This is a genomic window from Algibacter marinivivus, assembly GCF_003143755.1.
Taxonomy (GTDB): Bacteria; Bacteroidota; Bacteroidia; order Flavobacteriales; family Flavobacteriaceae; genus Algibacter_B; species Algibacter_B marinivivus.
On the sequence record NZ_QFRI01000001.1, the window covers coordinates 971,999 to 995,361 of the forward strand.

25 protein-coding genes are annotated in these 23,363 nt (G+C 32.6%); 5 read left to right on the forward strand and 20 right to left on the reverse strand.

Annotation, left to right across the window (positions count from 1 at the left end; genetic code table 11):
• The first annotated feature begins 9 nt into the window (after positions 1-9).
• Positions 10-978 (forward strand): tryptophan--tRNA ligase, encoded by a 969-nt coding sequence (gene trpS / locus DIS18_RS04620; RefSeq protein ID WP_109351846.1) that lies wholly within the window; start codon positions 10-12, stop codon positions 976-978.
• On the opposite strand, the gene dprA is transcribed toward trpS, so the two are convergent.
• Positions 975-2,078: a DNA-processing protein DprA gene (gene dprA, locus DIS18_RS04625; protein ID WP_109351847.1), complete on the reverse strand. Its 1,104-nt coding sequence runs from the start codon at positions 2,076-2,078 to the stop codon at positions 975-977. The two genes, trpS and dprA, sit on opposite strands and share 4 nt — an antisense overlap.
• Positions 2,079-2,182: 104 nt before the next feature.
• Here dprA and DIS18_RS04630 point away from each other — a divergent pair, with 104 nt between their 5' ends.
• From DIS18_RS04630 to DIS18_RS14890, 3 genes are all read left to right on the forward strand, one after another.
• Positions 2,183-3,118: an HU domain-containing protein gene (locus DIS18_RS04630; protein ID WP_109351848.1), complete on the forward strand. Its 936-nt coding sequence runs from the start codon at positions 2,183-2,185 to the stop codon at positions 3,116-3,118.
• Positions 3,119-3,184: 66 nt separating this feature from the next.
• Positions 3,185-3,694 carry an acyl-CoA thioesterase gene (locus DIS18_RS04635; RefSeq protein WP_109351849.1) on the forward strand — a complete coding sequence of 170 codons (510 nt, stop codon included), beginning with the start codon at positions 3,185-3,187 and terminating at the stop codon, positions 3,692-3,694.
• A gap of 53 nt (positions 3,695-3,747) precedes the next feature.
• Entirely contained in the window at positions 3,748-3,960 is a 213-nt protein-coding gene (locus DIS18_RS14890; protein ID WP_146191793.1) for a DUF6515 family protein, read from the forward strand.
• A gap of 177 nt (positions 3,961-4,137) precedes the next feature.
• On the opposite strand, the gene DIS18_RS04640 is transcribed toward DIS18_RS14890, so the two are convergent.
• From DIS18_RS04640 to DIS18_RS04730, 19 genes are all read right to left on the reverse strand, one after another.
• On the reverse strand, positions 4,138-5,367 hold the full coding sequence (locus DIS18_RS04640) for a murein hydrolase activator EnvC family protein (RefSeq protein WP_109351850.1): 1,230 nt from the start codon (positions 5,365-5,367) through the stop codon (positions 4,138-4,140).
• Positions 5,367-6,134 (reverse strand): lipoprotein insertase outer membrane protein LolB1, encoded by a 768-nt coding sequence (gene lolB1, locus DIS18_RS04645; protein ID WP_109351851.1) that lies wholly within the window; start codon positions 6,132-6,134, stop codon positions 5,367-5,369. The genes DIS18_RS04640 and lolB1 overlap by 1 nt, the downstream gene beginning before the upstream one ends.
• Positions 6,134-7,492, reverse strand: coding sequence for a tetratricopeptide repeat protein (locus tag DIS18_RS04650; protein WP_109351852.1), 1,359 nt, complete (start codon positions 7,490-7,492; stop codon positions 6,134-6,136). The genes lolB1 and DIS18_RS04650 overlap by 1 nt, the downstream gene beginning before the upstream one ends.
• A 172-nt stretch (positions 7,493-7,664) precedes the next feature.
• Positions 7,665-8,684 carry a sugar phosphate nucleotidyltransferase gene (locus tag DIS18_RS04655; protein ID WP_109351853.1) on the reverse strand — a complete coding sequence of 340 codons (1,020 nt, stop codon included), beginning with the start codon at positions 8,682-8,684 and terminating at the stop codon, positions 7,665-7,667.
• A gap of 93 nt (positions 8,685-8,777) precedes the next feature.
• Positions 8,778-9,212 carry a dUTP diphosphatase gene (gene dut / locus DIS18_RS04660; protein WP_109351854.1) on the reverse strand — a complete coding sequence of 145 codons (435 nt, stop codon included), beginning with the start codon at positions 9,210-9,212 and terminating at the stop codon, positions 8,778-8,780.
• Position 9,213: 1 nt separating this feature from the next.
• Complete coding sequence (locus tag DIS18_RS04665; protein ID WP_109351855.1) at positions 9,214-10,668, reverse strand: lipopolysaccharide biosynthesis protein; 1,455 nt, start codon at positions 10,666-10,668, stop codon at positions 9,214-9,216.
• Between the two features lie 110 nt (positions 10,669-10,778).
• Positions 10,779-11,639 (reverse strand): ATP synthase F1 subunit gamma, encoded by an 861-nt coding sequence (atpG, locus tag DIS18_RS04670; RefSeq protein ID WP_109351856.1) that lies wholly within the window; start codon positions 11,637-11,639, stop codon positions 10,779-10,781.
• A 54-nt stretch (positions 11,640-11,693) separates the two neighbouring features.
• Positions 11,694-13,268 (reverse strand): F0F1 ATP synthase subunit alpha, encoded by a 1,575-nt coding sequence (gene atpA, locus DIS18_RS04675; protein WP_109351857.1) that lies wholly within the window; start codon positions 13,266-13,268, stop codon positions 11,694-11,696.
• Between the two features lie 31 nt (positions 13,269-13,299).
• Positions 13,300-13,836 (reverse strand): ATP synthase F1 subunit delta, encoded by a 537-nt coding sequence (atpH, locus tag DIS18_RS04680; RefSeq protein ID WP_109351858.1) that lies wholly within the window; start codon positions 13,834-13,836, stop codon positions 13,300-13,302.
• A 6-nt stretch (positions 13,837-13,842) separates the two neighbouring features.
• Complete coding sequence (locus DIS18_RS04685; RefSeq protein WP_109351859.1) at positions 13,843-14,343, reverse strand: F0F1 ATP synthase subunit B; 501 nt, start codon at positions 14,341-14,343, stop codon at positions 13,843-13,845.
• Between the two features lie 80 nt (positions 14,344-14,423).
• Complete coding sequence (gene atpE / locus DIS18_RS04690; protein WP_102756010.1) at positions 14,424-14,615, reverse strand: ATP synthase F0 subunit C; 192 nt, start codon at positions 14,613-14,615, stop codon at positions 14,424-14,426.
• Positions 14,616-14,667: 52 nt separating this feature from the next.
• Positions 14,668-15,756 (reverse strand): F0F1 ATP synthase subunit A, encoded by a 1,089-nt coding sequence (gene atpB, locus DIS18_RS04695; protein ID WP_109351860.1) that lies wholly within the window; start codon positions 15,754-15,756, stop codon positions 14,668-14,670.
• Between the two features lie 116 nt (positions 15,757-15,872).
• Positions 15,873-16,259: a DUF6168 family protein gene (locus DIS18_RS04700; protein WP_109351861.1), complete on the reverse strand. Its 387-nt coding sequence runs from the start codon at positions 16,257-16,259 to the stop codon at positions 15,873-15,875.
• Positions 16,259-16,435 (reverse strand): AtpZ/AtpI family protein, encoded by a 177-nt coding sequence (locus DIS18_RS04705; RefSeq protein WP_245925571.1) that lies wholly within the window; start codon positions 16,433-16,435, stop codon positions 16,259-16,261. The genes DIS18_RS04700 and DIS18_RS04705 overlap by 1 nt, the downstream gene beginning before the upstream one ends.
• 13 nt (positions 16,436-16,448) lie before the next feature.
• Positions 16,449-16,883 (reverse strand): bactofilin family protein, encoded by a 435-nt coding sequence (locus tag DIS18_RS04710; RefSeq protein WP_109351863.1) that lies wholly within the window; start codon positions 16,881-16,883, stop codon positions 16,449-16,451.
• A gap of 18 nt (positions 16,884-16,901) precedes the next feature.
• Entirely contained in the window at positions 16,902-19,457 is a 2,556-nt protein-coding gene (gene porW, locus DIS18_RS04715; protein ID WP_109351864.1) for a type IX secretion system periplasmic lipoprotein PorW/SprE, read from the reverse strand.
• 118 nt (positions 19,458-19,575) lie between these two features.
• Positions 19,576-20,271: an ABC transporter ATP-binding protein gene (locus DIS18_RS04720; protein ID WP_109351865.1), complete on the reverse strand. Its 696-nt coding sequence runs from the start codon at positions 20,269-20,271 to the stop codon at positions 19,576-19,578.
• 11 nt (positions 20,272-20,282) lie between these two features.
• Positions 20,283-21,761: a DUF5687 family protein gene (locus tag DIS18_RS04725; RefSeq protein ID WP_109351866.1), complete on the reverse strand. Its 1,479-nt coding sequence runs from the start codon at positions 21,759-21,761 to the stop codon at positions 20,283-20,285.
• A gap of 78 nt (positions 21,762-21,839) precedes the next feature.
• On the reverse strand, positions 21,840-22,178 hold the full coding sequence (locus DIS18_RS04730) for a PadR family transcriptional regulator (protein ID WP_109351867.1): 339 nt from the start codon (positions 22,176-22,178) through the stop codon (positions 21,840-21,842).
• A gap of 117 nt (positions 22,179-22,295) precedes the next feature.
• Here DIS18_RS04730 and DIS18_RS04735 point away from each other — a divergent pair, with 117 nt between their 5' ends.
• Positions 22,296-23,351 carry a ferredoxin--NADP reductase gene (locus DIS18_RS04735; protein WP_109351868.1) on the forward strand — a complete coding sequence of 352 codons (1,056 nt, stop codon included), beginning with the start codon at positions 22,296-22,298 and terminating at the stop codon, positions 23,349-23,351.
• The last annotated feature ends 12 nt before the right edge of the window (positions 23,352-23,363 follow it).

Here is a 23,363-nt window from a genome sequence, read left to right on the forward strand (position 1 = left end):
GGAAATATTATGGCAAGAATACTTACAGGGATACAAAGCACAGGAACACCACATTTAGGAAACATTTTGGGCGCTATTATGCCAGCAATAAAAATGGCTGAAAAACCAGAAAACGATTCGTATTTATTTATTGCAAACCTGCATACGCTAACACAAATAAAAGATGCTGAATTGTTACGAAGTAACACCTATTCTACGGCTGCCACTTGGTTAGCTTTTGGCTTAGATATTGAAAAAACGGTGTTTTACAGACAAAGTGATATTCCGCAAGTAACAGAGCTTTCTTGGTATTTAAGCTGTTTCTTTCCATACCAACGTTTGACATTAGCGCATAGTTTTAAAGATAAAGCCGATAGACTGGAAGATGTAAATTCAGGGTTGTTTACCTATCCAATGCTTATGGCCGCAGATATTTTGTTGTATGATGCAGAAATAATTCCTGTTGGAAAAGACCAAGAACAACATATTGAAATGACACGAGATGTAGCGTCTCGTTTTCATGCTAAAGTTGGAGAAACTTTTGTTTTACCTAAAGCTGAAGTACAAAAAGACACCAAACTTATTCCTGGTTCAGATGGCCAAAAAATGAGTAAGAGTAGAAATAACATCATCAATATATTTTTGACTGACAAAAAACTACGTAAGCAAATTATGGGTATTCAAACCGATAGCACACCACTTGAAGAACCAAAAGATTGGAGTACTTGTAACTGTTTTGCTATTTATAGTTTATTGGCAAATGATGCTCAAATTGACAACATGAAAGCTAATTACGAAAAAGGTGGGTATGGTTATGGGCATGCTAAACAAGCTTTATTCGAATTGATTTTAGAAATTTTTGTTGAACCAAGAGAGCGTTATAATTATTACATGAATAACCTTGAAGAAATTGATAAAGCTTTAGCTATTGGCGCAGAAAAAGCGAAGTTGGTTGCTGATGATGTTTTAGGAAGGGTTCGTGAAAAGGTTGGATACTAAACAACCTCAAACAACTTCCCAGGCAACGGTCTAATAACCCCTTTCAACTCCATATTCAACAAAGTACCAGATACTTTAAAAATGGGCATGTCACAATTCAAAGCAATACTATCCAATTGTTGTTTTTCGTTTTCTTTTAAGTAATTATAAATTACTTTTTCAGTAGCATCCAACTCAACAAATAATTGTTTTTGTATGGCTGGTTTTTTTTCGTCTTCAAGCTGCCAATTTAATATATAAGGCACATCCAAAGGCGTTGTCATCATGTGTGCTTTTTGATGCTTTATCAAATTATTGCAACCTATACTTTGGGTATCTCCAACACGTCCTGGAACCGCAAATACGTCTCGATTGTATGACCCAGCAATGTCTGCTGTAACTAAACTTCCACCTTTTTCAGCAGATTCTATAACTATAGTGGCTTCACTTAAACCAGCAATAATTCTATTTCGTTTTAAAAAATTTCGCTTATCAAAAACATCTGTACTCCAAAAATCAGAGAAAAACCCACCATTTTTCTCCATATCTAACATATATTTTTTATGAACTTTAGGGTAAATTTGGTTCAGTCCATGTGCTAAACATGCCACCGTTTGCAAATGGTGTTTCATGGCTGCTTTATGTGCTGTAATATCTGTTCCGTAGGCAAATCCAGAAACAATTATAGGATCATAAGGTGCTAACTTTTCAACTAAATTTTCACAAAAAGCAATCCCATTTGTTGTAATTTTGCGAGCGCCAACAATACTGATAATATGCTGTTTCTTTAAATCTATTGCTCCAGTTTGAAACAATAAAATAGGGCTATCAATACAATGCTTCAACTTTTCAGGATACTTATCCTCTTGAAAATAAGACACATCTATCTCATTCTCTTTAATAAACTGTAACTCCTTTTCGGCTTCTTTTAAATGATGGGTTTTAAACAAATCACTTATTGTTACGGTTCCGATACCATCAATTTTTAACAGATTTTCCTTCTTTTCTTTTAAAATCGCTTCTGCAGAACCACAATTACTAATCAATCGTTTTGCTGTAATATCGCCAATATTTGGCACATGTTGCAATGCTAAAGTGAAAAGCAAATCATTTTCTGTCATTCTATCGTATTGATTTTGAAACCGCAATAAAAGAATTTTTACATTGTTAATAAATAGTTATGCACAAATTTTATTGAAAAGCACATTTTTTTAACTTTGTTTTCATGCAACTAGAAACCTACATAAGCGATTTACTCTATAGATACGAGTGTGTTACCATTCCTGAGTTTGGTGCTTTTTTAACACAACGTGTATCTGCAACCATAGATGATGCATCAAATACATTTCATGCGCCAAAAAAAGTAGTATCTTTTAATGAGCAAATTCAACAAAATGATGGTTTATTAGCGCATTACATTGCCGATATAGAAAAAATCCCTTTTGAAATTGCAAATAAAAAAATAGCAAAACGTGTTAAGCTTTTAAAATCTTACTTAACACAAGGTGAAACACTGACGTTCAATAATATTGGCGAAATTGTATTTAATAATGAAGGTAAAATTCTATTCGAACCTACCTATCATTTAAATTACTTGACTGATTCTTTTGGATTATCTCAATTTATATCGCCATCTGTAACTCGCGAGGAACATAAAGAAGTTGTAGAAAGCATCGAAAAAGTAATTCCAATTACGGTAACATCAGAAAAACGAAAATCTAGACCCTATTTAAAATATGTAGCGGTAGCTTTAATTGCTTTAACATTAGGTGGTTTTGGAGCTTCAAAGTTTTATGTAGATCAAATTGAAGAACACAATCAATTAGCTCAAAAACAAGCTACGCAGGAACTAGACACGAAAATTCAGCAAGCTACTTTTAGTTTAAATCCACTTCCTGCAATTACTTTAAATGTTACAAAGCAAACCGGTAATTACCATATCGTTGCAGGTGCGTTTAGAGTTGAAGAAAACTGCGATAAAAAAGTAAAACAACTAAAAGCTGACGGATTTAGTGCAAGAAAAATTGGCGCTAACAAGTACGGTTTGCACCAAGTAGTTTATGCGAGTTACGAAGGCAGGTTAGATGCTTTAAAAGCTTTACGAAACATCAAAAAAACACATAATAGTGATGCTTGGTTACTTGTTAAAAAGCTAGATTAGTTTAACAAATATTTCACTTACCAATTACTGTATTAATACGTAACTTTGCCACATCAAAATGTAAAGATGAAGGCAAAAACTCCCGAACAATCTAAAACAACTATGACAGATATGGTTTTACCCAGTGAAACCAATCCGTTAAACAATCTATTTGGTGGCGAATTATTAGCACGTATGGATCGTGCGGCAAGTATTGCTGCCCGTCGTCATTCTAGACGTATTGTGGTAACCGCTTCCGTAAATCATGTGGCATTTAATAGAGCGGTTCCTCTAGGAAGTGTTGTAACTGTTGAAGCTAAGGTATCCCGCGCATTCAATACCTCTATGGAAATTTATATTGATGTTTGGATGGAAGACAGAGAATCTGGAGCCAGAACCAAGGCCAACGAAGCTATTTACACTTTTGTTGCCGTAGATGAAACTGGTCGCCCTGTAAAAGTCCCTGAAGTAACACCAGAAACATCTTTAGAAGTAGAACGTTTTGATGCAGCCTTAAGAAGAAAACAATTAAGTCTTTTACTAGCTGGAAAAATCAAACCTAGTGAAGCTACCGAATTAAAAGCACTATTTGATTAATTAAACCTTTTTTAAACATCAAAGTCTTATAGTAAACCCAAAATCATATTGCTATGAGAACTTTATTTATTTTATTATCAGTTATCTGTATGATGACTTTATCATCATGCGCTACAAGAGTCGTTACAAAACCAGCTTCTGTAACGGTTGTAAAAACAGCCCCAAAACACCATAAAACAGTTATTGTAAAAGGTAAACGTTACTATTTCTGGAATGGGAAGCATTACAGAAAAACAAGAAGAGGTTACGTATTTGTAAGAGTTTAATTTTTTGGGCGTTACCACAAGGGTCGGGCTTTCGGCAGTCGCTCCCTCTCCCGATAGCTATCGGGATCGGGGAGCTTCAACAAATGCCTCAATCCCTAACGCAAGTAAAGAACTTCAAACGATAATTTTAGTTTGAAATAATAAGATCCTGAAACAAGTTCAGGATGACACTTCGTATCACATTTTATAAATCCAACTAGCAGGATTCTCAGTAGCAGTCCCTTTAGATAAAGTAAACCTCAAAATAGTCTCACCATTTGAAGGATTAGTAAAAACCTCACCAATAGCTTGTTTTGTTTTTACTTTGTCTCCTTTTTTTACGTACACCTGAGACAAGTTTCTGTATACTGTTAAGTAATTTCCATGACGAATCATTACAATAGGGTTAACGTTTTTCATCTTCAAAATTTCACTTACTTCTCCATCAAAAACAGCTCTAGCTTTAGCCCCTTTTTCGGTAGCAATACGCACACCATTGCTTTGTATCTTTAACGATCTATCAATGGGGTGGGGTTGTGTCCCATAACCTAAACGCACAAAGCCTTTTTCAACAGGCCAAGGTAATTTCCCTTTATTTGATATAAAATTAGATGCTAAAACCGCTTCTTCAGCAGTTAAAGCAAACGATTTAGAACTCGTAGTTTTACCGGCCTTTTTATTAGATTTTACAATAGCAGCTTTTATAATTTTATCTATTTCTTTATCAATTCTATTCGCTTCGCGTTGTTTTTGTCTTATTTGAGATGCATATCTAGATAAATTTTTATTAATTGATGCCATTAAAGTTTGATGCTGCTTACGCTCTGCTTCTAAAGATTTTTGAACCACTCTGTTTTCAGCAATCAATTTCTTTTTATCTTCTTGCTGTTTTAATAAGCGTACATTGGTTTCTTGTAACTCAATGGCTTTAGCCTTTATAATCTCACCTTGTTGCTTCTGGTGGTCTGAATATTGCTTTATGTACTGCAAGCGCTTATACGCTTGTTTAAAATCGTCTGAAGACAGCAAAAACATAATACGACTTTGCTGATTTTTACTCTTATAAGACTTTACTATCATTGCAGCATAATCGTCCTTTAATTGCTTTAATTCATCTCTTAAATCTGAAATTTTATTTTGATTAGAACTAATTTCTCGGGTTAACAAATTAGCTTGTTGATTAGTTACTTTTATTAAATTTGAAAGTACATTAATCTTATAATTAAAGTCTTCAATTAAAGACAGTTCAGATTTTGCTTTGGATTTATTTTCATTCCTAAGCTCATTAATCTTTTGGATTTCTCTTCGCAATTCTTGTCGTCGAGATTCCAATTGTTTTTGTTTATCACTTTGTGAAAAACCCAAACTTGAAACAAGTAAAAACCCAAGAATAAAAAATAATTTATATGTCAGTTGCCTTACTTTCATTAAAGCTCTATTTCTTTAAATCCAGATGGTATTTTAAATGGAAATCTTAGCTCTTCATTCAAAGACACATTCTTCATTTCTAATTCAACAATCATTTCCTCACTAGCTTCAACAGCAATCACTTTTATAAGTTCTGGGATAATTTGTTTTTCAACATCTTGATAGGATAAATAATCAATCTGCAAATGTCTATATTCTTTAGGTTGTGATATTTGTTGGGATTTTACTTTAAAATTAGATGGGTTTAATAAAAAGAATATTTCAAATAAATCACGCTGATTTTTTGGCTGAACTATATACGACTCATCATCAACTGAAGCTTTGTAATCACCAGTATTCATCTTATAAATTGTTTCGCCTAATAATAAATTTTGAACCTTTTCAAAATCTAATTCTGTTCCTAATAAATCGCTCAAATATTTATAATCGCCATCAAAATAGGTTTTATCTAACTTATTATAAAAACTCACTTTTTCGGGAGTTACCAAAGCTCTAATAACAGAAAATGTAGCACTTATCCACAAAGCCTCATCCTTTTTAGCACGAAAGCTAACAGTATGTGTTTGCGACTTTCCTTTTTGAGAGTAGGTTATTTTAAGTCTAGATTGTAGTGTTTTAAAATCGGCTGCTTTTTTAGCATTTTCTTTTATCAATTGTCTAGTTGATAAATTGAAATTAGTTTCGCCATTAGGTATTGTTTTTGCAGATTTGCAATTAAACAATAAAATAGCAAATACGCCTAAAATAATTTTCGAATATATACGCATCAATTTGGGGATTGTATTTGTTTTGCCTTATCACTAAACGTTTTTGCTTTGGTAGTATTGTTTAACAAGGTATAGGCTCTACTTAATTGGTTATAAAAATCAGCTTCCATTTTGGTGTCATCAATAATATAATCAAGACCGGTTTCAAGTGATTCTAAAGCCTCTTTAGGTTCATTTAACTCATTTAAAGCAACTCCGTTTATTAAATATAAAACAGGTTGTGATGGAAATAATTCAAGAGCTTCAAAACTCTTTTCTTTTGCTAAATCATACTTTTTTAAATCTAAATAAAGCAGCATCACATTCCGTAAAACCCCAAAATTATTAGGTTCTAATTTTAAAGCAGCCTCAAAATTTTCCAAAGCCTTTACTTTATCATTTTTAGCCAAATAATATTGTCCCAATTCTTCAACCGATTTACTATCGTTTGAATCACTAACCATAGCTGTAGCTTCTACTAAATCAGTTTCATACTCTGGATGTTCTTTAACAAACTTTACAAAATCTGAAAGTACTTTTACCTTTGCTTCAGGCTTAATTTCGGTACTTTTAACCACAATTTTCATAGATTCAATAGCCTTTTCTGCTTCATTATCATCCAAATAAAACTTATACAATGCCAAATGTACAATTTGTGAATTAGGATTAATTTTTAAAAGCTCTTTTGCGGTTTCAAAAGCCTTATCCTTTTCATTATTTTCACTGTATCTAAAAATAAGCGCCAAATAATTCGATTCTTTTTCAGGATTATTTTCAACGCGACTTTCTAAATTCTTTATTTGGTCATTCTTTCGTCCTGTAGCCTCATAAATACGGTTCCTCAAAATGTCTCTACTTACAGAAACTCCAAACTCAGCATCCAAAGTGTCTAAAATCTCCAAAGCATCATCATACTTTTTGGTTTTTACATAAAGTGCTGCTAAATCTTCTTTGTAGTCTGGATGAAATCTAACCAGTTGCTTAACCGTTTTTATGGCTTTATCCGTTTCATTCTGAGACGCATAAAACCCATAAAGCTCGTCTAAAAACCACTCGTTATCAGGGTCTTTATCAACTGCTTTTTTTAAAGCCTCTTCTGCAGATCCAAAATTTTTAAGCTTATTATAACTTTTACCCAATTCAAAATACAAAACAGGCACAGAATTATCAATGTCAATACACTTCTGCAAAGCCTCCGCAGCTCTATCATAATTCTCAATACCTTTTTGTTTTAAAGCTTCGTAGAATAACTCTTGGAATCGATCTTCATTATCTCCTAAATCGTCATCAGGTGTTTTATTAAAATCTACTTGGGCATGGTTTATCTGTGGAATAGCAATTATTCCAAAGAAAAAAAGTATGTAAATTAATCTTTTCATTACATATTGTTTTGGGCGTTACCCACAAGGGGTCGGGCTTTCACTACTCAATCCCTCCTGCGTCGGGGATTTCAAACATGCCGTTCAATCCCTAACGCAACCATCCTCAAACATTAGGCTTGCATCTGGCTTTATTTTATCAGCTTAGAGATTCCTTTTTTCAAAAGGAATTTTATTCTAATACAGAATAATCACCTATACTTATGCTAGTAAACTCACCGTTGTACTTAACGTTATTACCAATCATAGCATTGTCTAAATTAGCATTTTTAATGCTTGTATTCGTCTGAATTAAGCTATTTTTAACTGTAGAGTTTTCAATAACCGTACCATTTCCAACAGAAACAAACGGACCAATAGTTGTGTTTTTCAACACCACATTTTCACCAATAAAACAAGGTTCAATAATGTTGGCATTATCCAATTTAGCCGAAGATGCTACTAATTGCTCCTCGCCATCAGCTTTTAAAAAACCTAACATACGTTGGTTGGTTTCAATAGTTATGGCTTTATTTCCACAGTCCATCCATTCGTCAACCGTTCCTGTTTTAAACACTTTACCATCAGCCATCATACGCTTAATACCATCATTAATTTGGTATTCGCCACCATTCATAATATTTTCATCCAAGATTCCTTGAAGCTTTCCTTTTAAAACCGCTACATCTTTAAAATAGTAAATACCAATCACCGCTTGGTCTGAAACAAATGCTTCTGGTTTTTCAACTAACTCTATTATTTCATCATTGTCATTTAACTTAACCACACCATAAGCTTCAGGGTTCTCAACTTGTTTTGTCCAAATAACGCTATCTGCCGTTGGGTCTAAATCAAATTCAGCTCTAATCAAGGTGTCTGCATAAGCAATTACTGCTGGTCCTGATAAAGATGGTTTTGCACACATAATAGCATGACCAGTTCCAAGCGGTTTATCTTGCCTATAAATTGATGCTTTTGCACCTAAATCAGTAGCCAATTTTTCTAAACTTGAAACCACCTCGTCTCCAAACCACGCTGGATCACCTAAAACAAAAGCAATTTCATCAATGGGTTGTTTTAAAACTTTGGCGATATCTTTTACCAGTCTGTGAACAATTGGTTGTCCTGCAACAGGAATTAATGGTTTTGGTACTGTTAAACTGTGCGGTCTAAGGCGAGATCCTCTGCCTGCCATTGGGACTATTATTTTCATTTTTTTAATTAATCGTTTGTGTGTTTATTCGTTTTGCCACGAATTCACTAATATTTTATAATTCTGATATCAAAAATCGTTAATCGTAATTCATTACTTAGTTCCTGTACTTCCAAAACCTCCTTCACCTCTTTCTGTTGAAGATAATTCATCAACTTGAACCCATTCCGCACGTTCATGTTTTGCAATAACTAATTGAGCTATACGCTCGCCGTTATTTATAGTAAAATCCTCATTTGAAAGATTTACTAAAATCACTCCTATTTCGCCTCTATAATCAGCATCAATAGTTCCAGGAGCATTTAGCACTGTAATGCCTTTTTTAGCGGCTAATCCACTTCTTGGACGTACTTGGGCTTCAATGCCAACTGGAAGCTCTATAAATAGACCAGTACCTACAATACTGCGTTCTAGAGGCTTTAAAACTCTTGATTCTGATATATTAGCACGTAAATCCATTCCTGCCGAAGCTAATGTCTCATAATGCGGTAAATCATGATTGGATTTATTGATTATTTTAATTTCCATGTTATCTTTTTAATAATTCTTTTATCTGTTTTTTTTCAGATATATACACTAAGCTCAAAAATACAATTAACATCGTTATCCCAACAAAATAATTAGCTCTAAACTGATAAAAATAGATTAACGAAAAGGCTATTGAAATTGTTAAATACAATCCAATCTTCTTCAAATTATAAGGTATGGGATAGTATTTCCTTCCAAAATAATACGAGAGCAATACCATACTACCATAAGCAGCCAAAGTTGCAATTGCTGAACCTCTGTAACTTATAATTGGAATTAACCATATATTTAGAACTAAAGTGATAATGGCTCCAACAACGGAAATATAAGCACCAAACTTGGTACGATCTGTTATTTTATACCAAACAGAAAGGTTGTGATAAATACCCAAACAGAAACTCGCAATAAGAATAATAGGCACAATCCACATAGCTTCCCAAAAGGCTTCATCTCGAATTATAATCACTTTAATAAAATCTGAAAACACAACAACTGTTAATAAAATAACGGAGCCAAATACAACAAAATATTCTAAAATTCTAGCATAGTTTTTCTGCGGATTTTTGCTTTTTGCATGACTAAAAAAATAAGGTTCTATCCCTAAACGAAAAGCGGTAGCAAACAACGTCATAAATAACGCCAACTTATAGCATGCTGAAAACATGCCAACTTCATCTTCAGGGTTTTCAGCAGTCGACAAACTACTATCTAGTAAAATACGATTAAAAGTTTCAATAGTTGTATAAGCTAAACCTGCCACTAATACAGGAAGCGCATAACGCAACATTTGTTTCCATAGTATGGTATTGAATACATATTTGATTTTTCCGTAAAACGACAACATTAAAACAAGTGTAATACCACTTGCAAAGAGATTAGCAATAAGCACATAACTGATTTCAAAATCTGGCTTATAAATTGACGCGAATACATCATTTTGTTTTGCCAAATCAGTTAAGAGCAAAAAGAAAAATAAATTAAGCCCTATATTGATTGCGACATTTGTAATTTTTATAATCGCATATTTCATAGGTTTTGCTTTAGCACGTAACCAAGCAAAAGGGATTATGACCAATGCATCTAAAAGTAAAATCCAAAGCACAAAATTAATATGTTTTACTTCTATATCAGTAACTTCAGCAATTTGATTTTTAAAAACAAACGCTAAAATAAATATGGTAAGTGATGTGAAAATGATTGATAATGTCGATGTTCCAACAACTTTATCTTGGTCATCCTCCTTATTAAAAAAACGAAAAAAAGCCGTCTCCATTCCGTATGCCAAAATCACATTAAATATAGCAAACCACGAAAATATAATAGAGACTTTACCGTAAACGCCAACAGCCATTACCTCTGTATAGAGTGGTGTAAGTAAAAAGGTTAGCATTCTGGGTAGTACAGTAGCTAAGCCATAAATAAAGGTTTGTTTGAAAAGTGATTTAAATGCGCTCAAAAGTGCGTTTTTTGATATGCTAAAAATAGGGCTTTTAAAACAAAAAAACCTAACTCGCTAAAGTTAGGTTTATATATTTTGAATGAGACCCCTGTCTTCACAGGAACTTATTAATTATTCAAAGCTTCTGCACCACCAACAATCTCAAGGATTTCATTGGTAATGGCTGCTTGACGCGCTTTGTTATATGTTAATTTAAGTTGATCTCTTAATTCAGTTGCATTATCAGTTGCTTTATGCATTGCCGTCATACGTGCTCCATGTTCAGACGCAAAAGAATCTCTAATACCTTTATATAATTGTGTTTTTAAAGACTTAGGAATCAATTCTTCAACGATTTCTAATTTCGATGGTTCGAAAATATAATCTGCATTAGCATTAGCTTCTCCTTCAACAGGAACGATAGGTAAAAACTGCTCAGTCATTACAATTTGAGTGGCAGCATTTTTGAATTTGTTATATACAATTTCAATTTTATCAAATTCACCAGCAACAAATTTATCCATTAAAAGTTGAGCGATTTCAGCAACATTATCAAAAGTTAAATCATCATAGACTTCACTTTTATTATCGATAACGTTATTAGTCTTTTTAAACGCATCATTGGCTTTTTTACCAATAGTTAAATAAGATACTTCTTGATTTGCATACGTTTCAGAAACTAATCTGTTAACCTCTTTGATGATGTTTGAATTAAAAGCACCTGCTAAACCTCTGTTTGAAGTTATCGGAACAATCAATACTTTTTTCAACTCGCGTTGTTCAGAATATGCACTTCCAGAATCTGCATCAAGTGTAGCACTTAAACTTTGTAAAAGCTCAGTTAACTTATCCGCATAAGGACGCATTGCTGTAATAGCATCTTGAGCCTTCTTTAACTTTGCAGCAGATACCATTTTCATGGCACTGGTAATCTGCATCGTAGAAGATACTGATGATATTCTGTTACGTATTTCTTTTAAGTTAGCCATATTTTAAAATATGAAATAAAGATTCCCTCTTTTACAAAGGAATATTAATTATGCTTAATACTTACCTGATAAATCTTTAGCTACAGTTGTTAATGTATCTGTAACTTCATCAGTTAATTTTCCTGCTTTTAAAGTATCTAAAATACCTCTGTGTTTAGCGTTTAAGAATTCAATGAAATCTCTTTCAAATTCTTTTACTTTATTTACAGGAACGTCTTTTAATAAGTTTTTAGATCCAGCATAAATAATTGCTACCTGATCTTCAACTGTAAACGGATCATTTTGAGCTTGTTTTAAAATCTCAACGTTACGTTTACCTTTTTCAATTACATTTAAAGTAACCGCATCTAAATCTGAACCAAACTTCGCGAAAGCTTCTAACTCACGGAATTGTGCTTGATCTAATTTTAACGTACCTGATACTTTTTTCATTGATTTAATCTGTGCGTTACCACCAACACGAGATACCGAAATACCTACGTTAATTGCTGGACGTACACCAGAGTTAAATAAATCTCCATCTAAGAAAATTTGCCCATCTGTAATCGAAATTACATTCGTTGGAATATATGCAGAAACGTCACCCGCTTGTGTTTCAATAATTGGTAAAGCTGTTAGAGAACCTCCACCTTTCACTAATGGTTTTAGTGAATCTGGTAAATCGTTCATATCCTTAGCAATATCATCATCATTAATAACTTTCGCAGAACGCTCTAATAAACGAGAGTGTAAGTAGAAAACGTCACCTGGGTACGCCTCACGTCCTGGTGGACGACGTAATAATAAAGATACCTCACGGTAAGCTACCGCTTGTTTAGATAAATCATCATAAATGATTAATGCTGGACGACCAGTATCTCTAAAATACTCACCAATTGCAGCACCCGCCATAGGAGCGTATACTTGCATTGGAGCAGGATCAGATGCATTTGCTGCTACAATAGTTGTATAAGCTAATGCGCCTTTTTCTTCTAATACTTTAGCAATGTTTGCTACTGTAGATGCTTTTTGACCTACAGCAACATATATACAATATACAGGCTCGCCTGCATCGTAAAATTCTTTTTGATTTAAGATGGTATCAATACAAACTGTTGTTTTACCGGTTTGACGGTCACCAATAACCAACTCACGTTGTCCACGACCTACAGGAATCATAGCATCAATAGATTTGATACCTGTTTGTAATGGTTCAGTTACTGGCTCACGGAAGATAACACCAGGTGCTTTACGCTCTAGTGGCATTTCGTAAGTTTTTCCAGAAATTGGTCCTTTACCATCAATAGGGTTACCTAAAGTGTCAACCACACGACCAACAATACCTTCACCTACATTGATAGAAGCAATACGTCCTGTACGTTTTACAGTAGATCCTTCTTTTACACCAGATGAACCTCCTAATAATACAATACCAACATTATCTTCTTCAAGGTTAAGTACAATACCTTCTAATCCGCCTTCGAATTCTACTAACTCACCATATTGTGCGTTAGATAATCCGTAAGCACGAACGATACCATCACCTACAGTTAATACAGTTCCTACTTCATCTAATGAAGCGCTTGCTTCAAAACCTGAAAGTTGTTTTTTTAAGATTGCTGATATTTCAGCTGGTTTTACTTCTGCCATCTTAGTTATTTATTTAGACCTTTTAAAGATCTTAGTTTAATGTAAATTCTTGTTTTAATTTATTTAGTTGATTAGCAACACTTGCGTTGTATTGCACATCTCCTATACGTAAAATGAAACCACCTAAAATGCTTTCATCTATTATGTTTTCTACCTCAACATTTTTACCTGTAAGTGCTTTAGCTTTTGCTAAAACTTTCTTCTTTAAATCTGCTGACAACGCTACAGCTGTTGTAACTGTTGCTATTTGGATACCTTTAGACTCATCAAATAACTGATTATATTTTGAAGCCACATGACCTAAAATATCAATTCGATTATTAGCCATTAAAGTATCTATTAAGCTTAAAGTTGTTTTATTAGATTTTTTAAATACCTCTAATAAAACTGCTTTTTTATCTGAAGAAGGAATTACAGGACTTTGAAGCGCATCACTTAACTCTTTGTTGTCCACAACAGTATCAGCTATTAGCTTCATATCTTCATTTACAGTATCTGCTGCATTTTGATCTGATGCTAAACTTAATAATGCTTTCGCGTAACGTATTGCTGCTCTTGCTCCTGCCATTATATCTTATTTTAAAGATTTTTCAGCTAACATAGTTTCAACCAATTGCAATTGCTTGTCTTTGTTAGATAATTCAGTACGTACTACTTTTTCAGCTATTTCTACTGATAAGTTAGCTACTTGAGATTTTAATTCTGCAATAGCAGCTTTCTTTTCAGATTCGATAGATGCTTGAGCTTGAGCTACTAACTTTGAAGCACTTTCGCTAGCTTCAGCTTTTGCATCCTCAATCATTTTGTTTTTCATCTCACGAGCATCTTTTAACATAGCTTCACGCTCTGCTCTAGCTTCTTTTAATAACTTCTCGTTATCTGCTTGAAGGTTTTGCATTTCTAATTTTGCTTTTTCAGCAGAATCTAATGCATTTTTAATACCTTCTTCTCTGTCATTAACTGAATCTAAAATTGGTTTCCAAGCAAATTTTCTTAATAAGAATACCAATGCCAAAAACAACACTGCTTGCCAAAAAAACAATCCTAATGAAAAGTCTTCGAATAATTTTCCCATAATAATTTAAATTTCTAAAAAACTTATGTTTAACTAAAAGAACAGCTATAACCAACCGTTATAGCTGTATCTTGTTTGTATTATACTGCGAATAATGCAGCAAATCCAATACCTTCAATTAAGGCTGCTGCAATAAGCATAGCCGTTTGAATTTTTCCTGTAGCTTCAGGTTGACGAGCGATAGCCTCCATAGCAGAACCACCGATTCTACCAATTCCTATACCTGCTCCAATTACTACTAAACCTGCACCTACGATAGCTGGAATTTCCATAATATATATATTAAATTAATTAAACATTCAATTTATAAAAATCATCAATAAATTAGTGATGATCATCGTGTTCTTCAACTGCCATACCGAAGTATAGTGCTGAAAGTACTGTAAAAATATATGCTTGTAAAGCTGCAACAAGCAACTCTAAAATAGCCAATACAAACGCTAGTAAGAAAGATAAAGAACTCCCTATCCAATTTTGGAATAAAAATATCATTCCTACTATACTCATTAACACCACGTGTCCAGCTGTGATATTAGCGTACAAACGAATCATTAAAGCAAATGGTTTAATGATAGTTCCCAATAACTCAATTGGTGCCAATATAATTTTCATTGGAACTGGTACACCTGGCATCCAAAATATGTGCTTCCAGTAGTTTTTATTTCCTGAAAATGTTGTAATTAAGTATGTTATAAGCGCTAAACATAACGTTACTGCTATGTTATTAGTTACATTCATACCTATAGGTGTTAGACCAAATAAATTAACAATCCATACAAAGAAAAATACAGTTAACAAATAACTCATATATCTCTTATAATGCTTTTCACCAATATTAGGTCGAGCAATTTCGTCACGAACATAAAGTACAATAGGCTCTAAGAAACGTCCCATCCCTTTTGGCATACCATTGTTCTTTGTATATGATTTTGCCATACGGCTAAACATAAAAAACATGATACCAAAAACTAAAATGATTAGAGAAACATTTTTAGTTATAGAAAAATCTAAAGGTTTTTCGTTTGTAGCGTGATGGTGCTCGTCTTCAATAATCTGCTCATTTGGCCCATCAACTTTATAAATTTTTGAATGGTGTACTTTGTAATAATTACCACCAACCTCAGCCACTTCTTCTCCATGATGAAATTTCGATGATGAAAATACTTTTAAACCATTATCCCAAAGTATTACTGGTAAAGGGAAACCTATATGTTTATGCTCTCCTTCATCTGATGTATATGAATACAAACCAAAGTCATAAGAATCCTTTAAATGGTGTTGTATATACTCTTTTACAAACGCTGCTCTATCATTTTTAGGTTCTCCTTGAGTTCCTTCTTCTTTCGCATAAGAAACGAAGGTTATTAAAAGCAGTAATAATGTAATTGGTTTTAAAGATATTTTTCTTCGCATATCACTCTATATAATAGTGGCTTAAAAATCGGTGCAAAGGTATGTTTTTATATCAAAACCCAAAACTATTTTTATTTTTATTTTTTCTATCTTTTTTAGTAAATAAACGTCTGGTACTAATCTAGTTTATTTAACCATTTGCTAAGGCTTACAGATTCTAATATTAAGCCAATAACATAAGGGACAAAAAAAGCTGTAAACTCTAACTTGGTTATAGAGTTATCAAGCTTATAATATGGATAAAAGAGTATAAAAAAAACAGCAAACTTTAAAAAGCTACCTGCTAAAAATAAAAAGCCTAATTGACTTTTATACTTTTCTTTTAAAAGGTACAGAATTCCGAAAATTACAATTACTAAAATAAGATTTACAATGTAAGATAGTACAATTTTGTTTTCGAATAAGGGAAGATCTAAAGCATTTAAAGAGATTAAATGTATCACAAAAACAAGAGCTAAAAGAGATACAGCTTTTGTTGTAAAACTAAAAAAAGGATTATTCATTAATATTTAATTCTATTAACTTGCTTAAGAACCACGTATAATGATACGGCAACTCCTAAAAGTGTTGCAATAATAATGAACAATTTATTTCCATCATTAAATTTAGAATCTAACCATTTACCTAACATAACAAATACGTATATAGTAACACCCATTTGTATTGCTATACCAGACAATATTGCTACATTTTTAAGCGGTTTTCCCTGGTTCTGGTTTTCTTTGTTGTTGGGGTTGTGCGACATTGCCGTTGTTCATTTCTTTTACCGTTCCTTTCATAACACATGTAACATTAAATGTTGCTCCAGGCTCTACAGCTAATTTACCAGCAACTACCTCACCTTCAATATGCGCTGATGATTTTAAAGTTAATGTGCCAGATAAGGCTAATTTACCAGAAAATTTTCCTTCAAAATAAGCATCGGTTCCATTTAATGTACCTTTTATTAATCCAGATTTACCAACAACTACTTTTCCTGAAGTTTTAATATTTCCTTCAATAATACCATCTATTCTTAAATCGCCTTGACTTGTTACGTCGCCAACCATTTTAGTGCCTTGAGCAATAATATTTTGACTTGATGTGCCTTCTGTCATTTGTTTTTCTTTTTTGTTTTCAGAGAACATAATAATTTGGGGTTAAGTTTAATTGTTATCGATATTCAAATAGGCATCCAAATTTTTATGGATTTGAATGATTTGATAATTTGTAGATGATGCTACAAAATAGGGGGCTTTTATTTTCTTTTGATCTTCTTCTGTTAAAAGCTGATCGAATGTTTTTGCTACTTGCTCATTTTTTAATCCATGAACTAGGATAAACTTGGTATTTGGATTATAAACATCAATAGAAGTATCTAACTTATAATACCGTACATTTTTTAAAACCGTATCTAGAGTTTCTTTAAAACTTGCAATGGCTTCTGATTGAGGCTCTTCAAATTTAAAAATAACTTTATAATTATCATTAATACTATCGGATGCTTTTACAAAATCTTTATTTATTAATCTAGGTAGTATATTTGATTCTATATTTTGAGCTTGTTTTCCTTCAGGAGTATTGGCATAAGTAATTGCTAAATAATTAATTGCTTTCTTATACGCTTCATAACCATGTAAGCGCCCTGTAGCTGTAGCCTTTAATAGTTCGAATTTGGGAACCATTGTTTCGCCATCAAACGTTTTTATATAGTCTTCACTTTTTGAAATAACATCTGAATACTCTTGATTTTCATGCTGAATATATAGGGCTTCATACAAGCTTTCAGGACTGTTTTCATCTCTTTTAGTAACTAACTCAGGATTCTTTAAAATTGTTGCATATCTTGATTCTGGATATTTAGCAATAATCTCATCTTTAGCAATAGAAGCTTCATCATTTTCACCCAATAATTCATATATCTTAAACAAGTTATATTTTGAAGGTAGTACTAATCGCTCTTCAGGATTACTATTCAAAAGGTTTTGAAATTTACCTTTTGCTAGTTCATATTCCTTAAACTTCTCTTTATAAATTAATCCTAATTGGTAATAGGCATAATTACGATCTTTGGATATGCTATCTATTTCTTTTTCCGTTGAAGGAATTTTAGAGATATAAAATTGAGGGTCGAAACGTTCTTCTTCTGATGCAGAGGCAGCAATATCTATGGTAGCGTTATTATTTCCACCACTAGAAATGCCCTTACTAGACCATCTCCAGTTATCTTCTAAAGTTCTATCTCCCCAATTTTTTACAAACTCATTTTTACCAAAAGCTACTGTGGTAGGATTGTAAAAATAAAAAGTGTTAGATTGTGATTGAGGTCCAACTCTGTTAGGTTGAGAGCCAATAGTGTTAACCGTTGCTAAACCACTATTACGCTCAGCAGCTTCTTGTTTTTCTTTTTCAGCTTCAGCTTTTGCCTTTAGGTCTTCTACAAAAGATTCAAAATAAGCTAATTTTTCAGCTTCGGGTAAATTCACTAACCTAAGTATACTATCATTTACCTTAGCTACAGATTCGTAATAAATTACATCTTTTAAATTATCTCGTTTGCGTTTTATTATACGATAAGGTTTTGAGTTTATCACCAAATTACTCATTGTACTGTCGTAATATTCTCCAGCTTCAGCATAAACAGAAGCATCAAAGTTCATATCACCTAAAGTTTCAAAGTTTTTAGCTTTAAGTAATTTATCTCTTGAATCTGTTCTTAAAGATTTATTATAATACGCAACAGCCAATGAATCTGAACCATTTTGCAAATGGTAGGTTCCTATTTGATGATAAATTTTATCTAGAAACGGACGATTTTCTCTGTTTTCTTCAAGTTCGGTTAACAGTTCTGTTACTTCTAGTTTGTTTCCGTTTTCAAAATCGAAATTTTTAACTTTCTCTAAATAGGCTGAAATCATATAGATTCTAGGCGTCTTCCTGTTAAGTTCAATAACTTTATCAAAAGCAATATTTGCGCTGTCTTTGTACCCTAACTTATTATATAACTGTCCTTGAATAAAACGATAACGTCCACGTTCATCATTGTTTTTTGTTGCGTTTGATGCAATTTCAAGTTGCGTTATGGCTGTGTCTATAATTTTTTGATTGAGATACGCTTGTGCTAGTATAGAGGTTGCATCAGCTAAATCTTGACCTTCAATATCTTCTTGTTTTAAAAGACGTTTTAAGTTCTCAATAGCTAACTCGTTATTATCTAATCTAATATTTGCTTTTTCACGCCATACTTTGGCTTGATTTATTTTATCACTTGCAGGATATTTATAAAGGATATAATTAAGCGCTTCTAAGGCTGGTACAAAACGCTGATCAAAGTATCTAGCTTTACCAAGAAGTAAATAAGCTTCATCCATTTGAGGATTTTTCTCTTTACCATCAATATTCATACTATGCTTTTGAATGGCCTTTGCAGCTTTCTCTTCTGCCCTAGTAAAATTTTCGTTTTTAGATTGCCCCGGAAGTACAATATCTTCAAAGATTTGCATCCTTTCTATCGGTAATACTTCCCAATAGTTATCAAAATAAGCATCATTAAGGGTTTGTTTTCCTTGCTCTAGAGCATTATAGCCATTATAAAGCGCATTAAACTCTGCAGTTACGGCATGAAAATTTCTGTTTATAAATTTATCTTTTTTTCTTGAACAACTAAATGCTAGAAAAGTTAAGAAGATAAGTAGCAGTATGGCTTTAAAAGGTGTTTTCAAACGCTGGTATTTTTAGTCTAAATAATAACTAAAATCTCTTGTTATTATTATATAGAATCGTAAAAATAAGCATCTTTTTGTATTTACCTAAAAATGCAATGACTTTTAAATAAAAGGATTAGTTGGCAAAATGCGCTTCTAACTCCTTTAAAGTTGCTGCACTTGTAGCTAAATCTTTAACAACTTCGCCTTTCTCTAAAACAACTATACGCTCGCATACATCAGTAACATGCATTAAATCATGACTTGAAATTAAAACCGTAACACCTTGTTTTTCAGCTAACTCTTTAATAATATTTTTAAGTCTTATCTGAGTTGTTGGATCTAGATTAGCAAAAGGCTCATCCAAAATAATGACCTCTGGATTTCCAATAAGTGCTGCTACAATACCTGCTTTCTTTTGGTTTCCCTTACTCAAGTCTCGTAAGTACTTTTTTTGCCCTAGTATTTCGCCATGAAAAAAATCTTCAAATTGCGATACAAGAGAATCAACATCAGCTTTATTTTGTCCTCTTAATTCTCCAATAAAATAGAAGTACTCTTCTGGAGTTAAATAGCCTATTAAAAAGCTTTCGTCTATAAAAGCTGATGTAAAAGGTTTCCAATCTTCACTTTCATTCACTTGTACTCCATGGCTATTAATGTGACCTGTTGTAGGCTGAATTAGATCTAAAAGCAGACTAAAATATGTCGTTTTTCCAGCGCCATTATTCCCAACTAAACCAAAACTTTGTCCTTTAGGTATCTCTAAAGTTTCAATATTTAAAACTTGGTTTCCGCTGTATTTTTTTGATAAATTAGAAGTTGTTATCATGATGTTGTTTTTTAGTTATCCTGATCGAACGCGTCAATCATTTTATATTTTGAATCTAAATATTTCTGAGTTATTGTTTTCATTAATTTTTGATGGAATACAATGCCTATTACACCAAGAATAATTAAAACTAAACATGCTATTTCAAAGCCTATTAAGAAGTAAAATGCTGCGAATAAACCCATTGGTAAAAGCAATAATGGGATACCAATTAACCATTGTACCGCACCAGTACCTTGATAATTAAAAGCTGCTTTTTGGCTCAAATCAATTTTTTTTCTATTAAAAGAGCCTCCAAGTAAAATAACATGGGTATTAACGCCAATGTTATAAATAGCTGCTGCAAAATGGGCTAATAATATTTTCCATCCGAAGAATACATAAGGAATTCCTAAAACAAATAAAATCAACACACTAACAGCCATTAAAGTAAACTTAGACTTTAAGTACTGTTCGTATTTAATATTCTGGCTCATTAGTAGTTTATAATAACCACTGTCCCATGCAGGAATAAACTGTCCGAAGTTAATTAAGAATATTCCTGTTGAAAATACGCCTATGAATACAAAAAACCATTCTAAATTTTGATATATAGGTTGCGGATAGAAAAACAAGCCGTAAAGCAAACCTATAGCGACCATCCAAACAGAAGATTTAGTCCGTTTATTACGCCAAATCAGTTTTAAATCGAGTTGCATAAATGGCGCTATATCTCCAAAATTCTTTGTCCACTCTAAGTTAGAAGCATTAACTTCTTTAATTTTTGTTTTCAATCCGCTGTCTAAAAACAATTTTTGTCTTAATAATTTAAAATTAAAAATGTAGCATACTACTAGAATTAAAATGGGTACTACTACTAATAAGGGATTATTATAAATGGCATTAAAACCATCGCCTACTATTTCATTAAAAGAAATGATATTGAAATGATTTAAAGCGTACAAACCTCCAGCAACAACTATTATAGGTAAAAAAGACAATTCTTTTTCTGATGAAAAACTTTCAATAATAAAGTTGAAGAAATTTATTATTAAAACAACTACAATTAAAGCTAGCATCCAAACTAAAACATTTGTAACCGGATAGTCTTTAACCATTAAGGTTATTCCAAATGGAATGATAGCAAATAAAGGCAGGAAGTTAAAAAATGAAAATGCTGATTTTCCTAGAACATAATTGACAACTTTACGCCTTTTAACAGGTAATGTTAGTAATGGTTTCACACTCATTACAGGCAGTTTTTGAAAGAAAAAACGGAATACTAAATCGCCTAAAATCCAGAAAAAAAGAAAGCTGTTTACTATTAAAAGTGGGTCTCCATCTGGATAAACTTTTTTTAGTACTGGATACAAGCCTAGTCCCATTCCTAAAAACATAGCAATAAAATACAGGCTTAAAAAACCCATAAATATTTTGATACCTAAACTTTTTCCAAAACTAGCTGACCTAAAAAAAGCCTTCCATTCTAAACTTAAAAATCGTTTTATCATTTTTGGTGGTTTTAGTTTTCTTAAAAGTAAGTGTTGCAAAGTTTTAATTTGTTACACTTTTAAAAATATTTTTATTTTTTATCCTTCTCGGAATTTAGGATTTACTAAAGCGCGCATATTTCTAATATAACTTTCTAACTCTGCAAGCTTAGCTACAGTTTCTTTTGTACCATCCTCAGTTAGCCTATAATATTTACGAACTCTATTTCCAACTTTAGAAATCTCAACATGCAACATGCCTTGTGCTTCTAATTTATGAAGCGCAGGATACAAGGCGCCTTCTGTTAACTGAAGTTCGTTTTTTGTGATTTCTTTTACTTTTTGAGTTATTTCATAGCCATACATTTTATCATTCTCGTTTAAAAGCTTTAAAATGATGGTGACTAAACTCCCTTTGTACAAGTTTGTGCTTTTCATCGAGTATCAAATATATACATAATTTTTTTATGCATAATAATTTTATGTATTACTTTTTATCGAAAATAAGACACTTTTTTTTATCGGCTTCACTATTTTTGTTAAAAATTAATCTAGATGTCATCATTCCATAAACTTTCAGTAAAAAATATAAAAAGAGAAACCGAAAAAGCCATTAGCATTGCTTTTAATCTTCCTGAAAACCTTAAAGATATTTTTGCTTTTCAAGCAGGACAGTATATTACTTTAAAAACTGAAATAAATGGTAATGAAATTCGTCGGGATTATTCCCTTTGTGTATCTCCTAAAAGTGGCGAAGTTAAAGTTGCTGTAAAAGAGGTGAAAGATGGTACTTTCTCTGCTTATGCCAATAACACCTTAAAAGCTGGAGATACTATTGAAGTTGCGCCACCTAAAGGTCGCTTTACTTTTGAACCAAACGATTCTAAAACTAAAAACATTGCACTTTTTGCTGCTGGAAGTGGTATAACGCCAGTTTTAAGCATTATTAAGTGTGCTTTAGAAGAAGAAGTGCATAGCAAGGTGATATTAGTCTATGGAAATAAAACAACCAAAGACACCATGTTTTTAAATGAACTTCTGGAACTGCAACATGCCTATAAAGATCGTTTTTCAATTCAATTCGTTTTTAGCCAACAGGATGAAGATGATTCTATTTTTGGTAGAATTGAAAAAAGCACGGTTAATTATGTAATGAAAAACAAACACAAACATATTGAGGTTGATGCCTTTTACCTTTGCGGACCTGAAGCAATGATTCATACTGTTAAAGATGTTTTAACAGAACATGATATTAACGAAAACCGCATACATTTTGAGCTTTTTAAAGCTGCAAAACCATCTGAAGTAAAAGAAGAAGTTGTTGCATCTGGAAATACTAAAATTTCTGTTACAGTGGATGATGAAACTACAACTTTTGATATGTCTCAAAAACAAACGATTCTTGAAGCTGCCTTAGACGAAGATTTGGATGCGCCATATTCTTGTCAAGGAGGTATATGTAGTAGCTGTTTAGCAAAAGTTACTGAAGGGAGTGCTACTATGAGGCAAAATAATATTTTAACAGAAAGTGAAGTTGCTGAAGGTTTAATTTTAACTTGTCAAGCACACCCTACTAGCCCTACAATTGCAATTGATTTTGATGATGTTTAATTGTCATTCCTG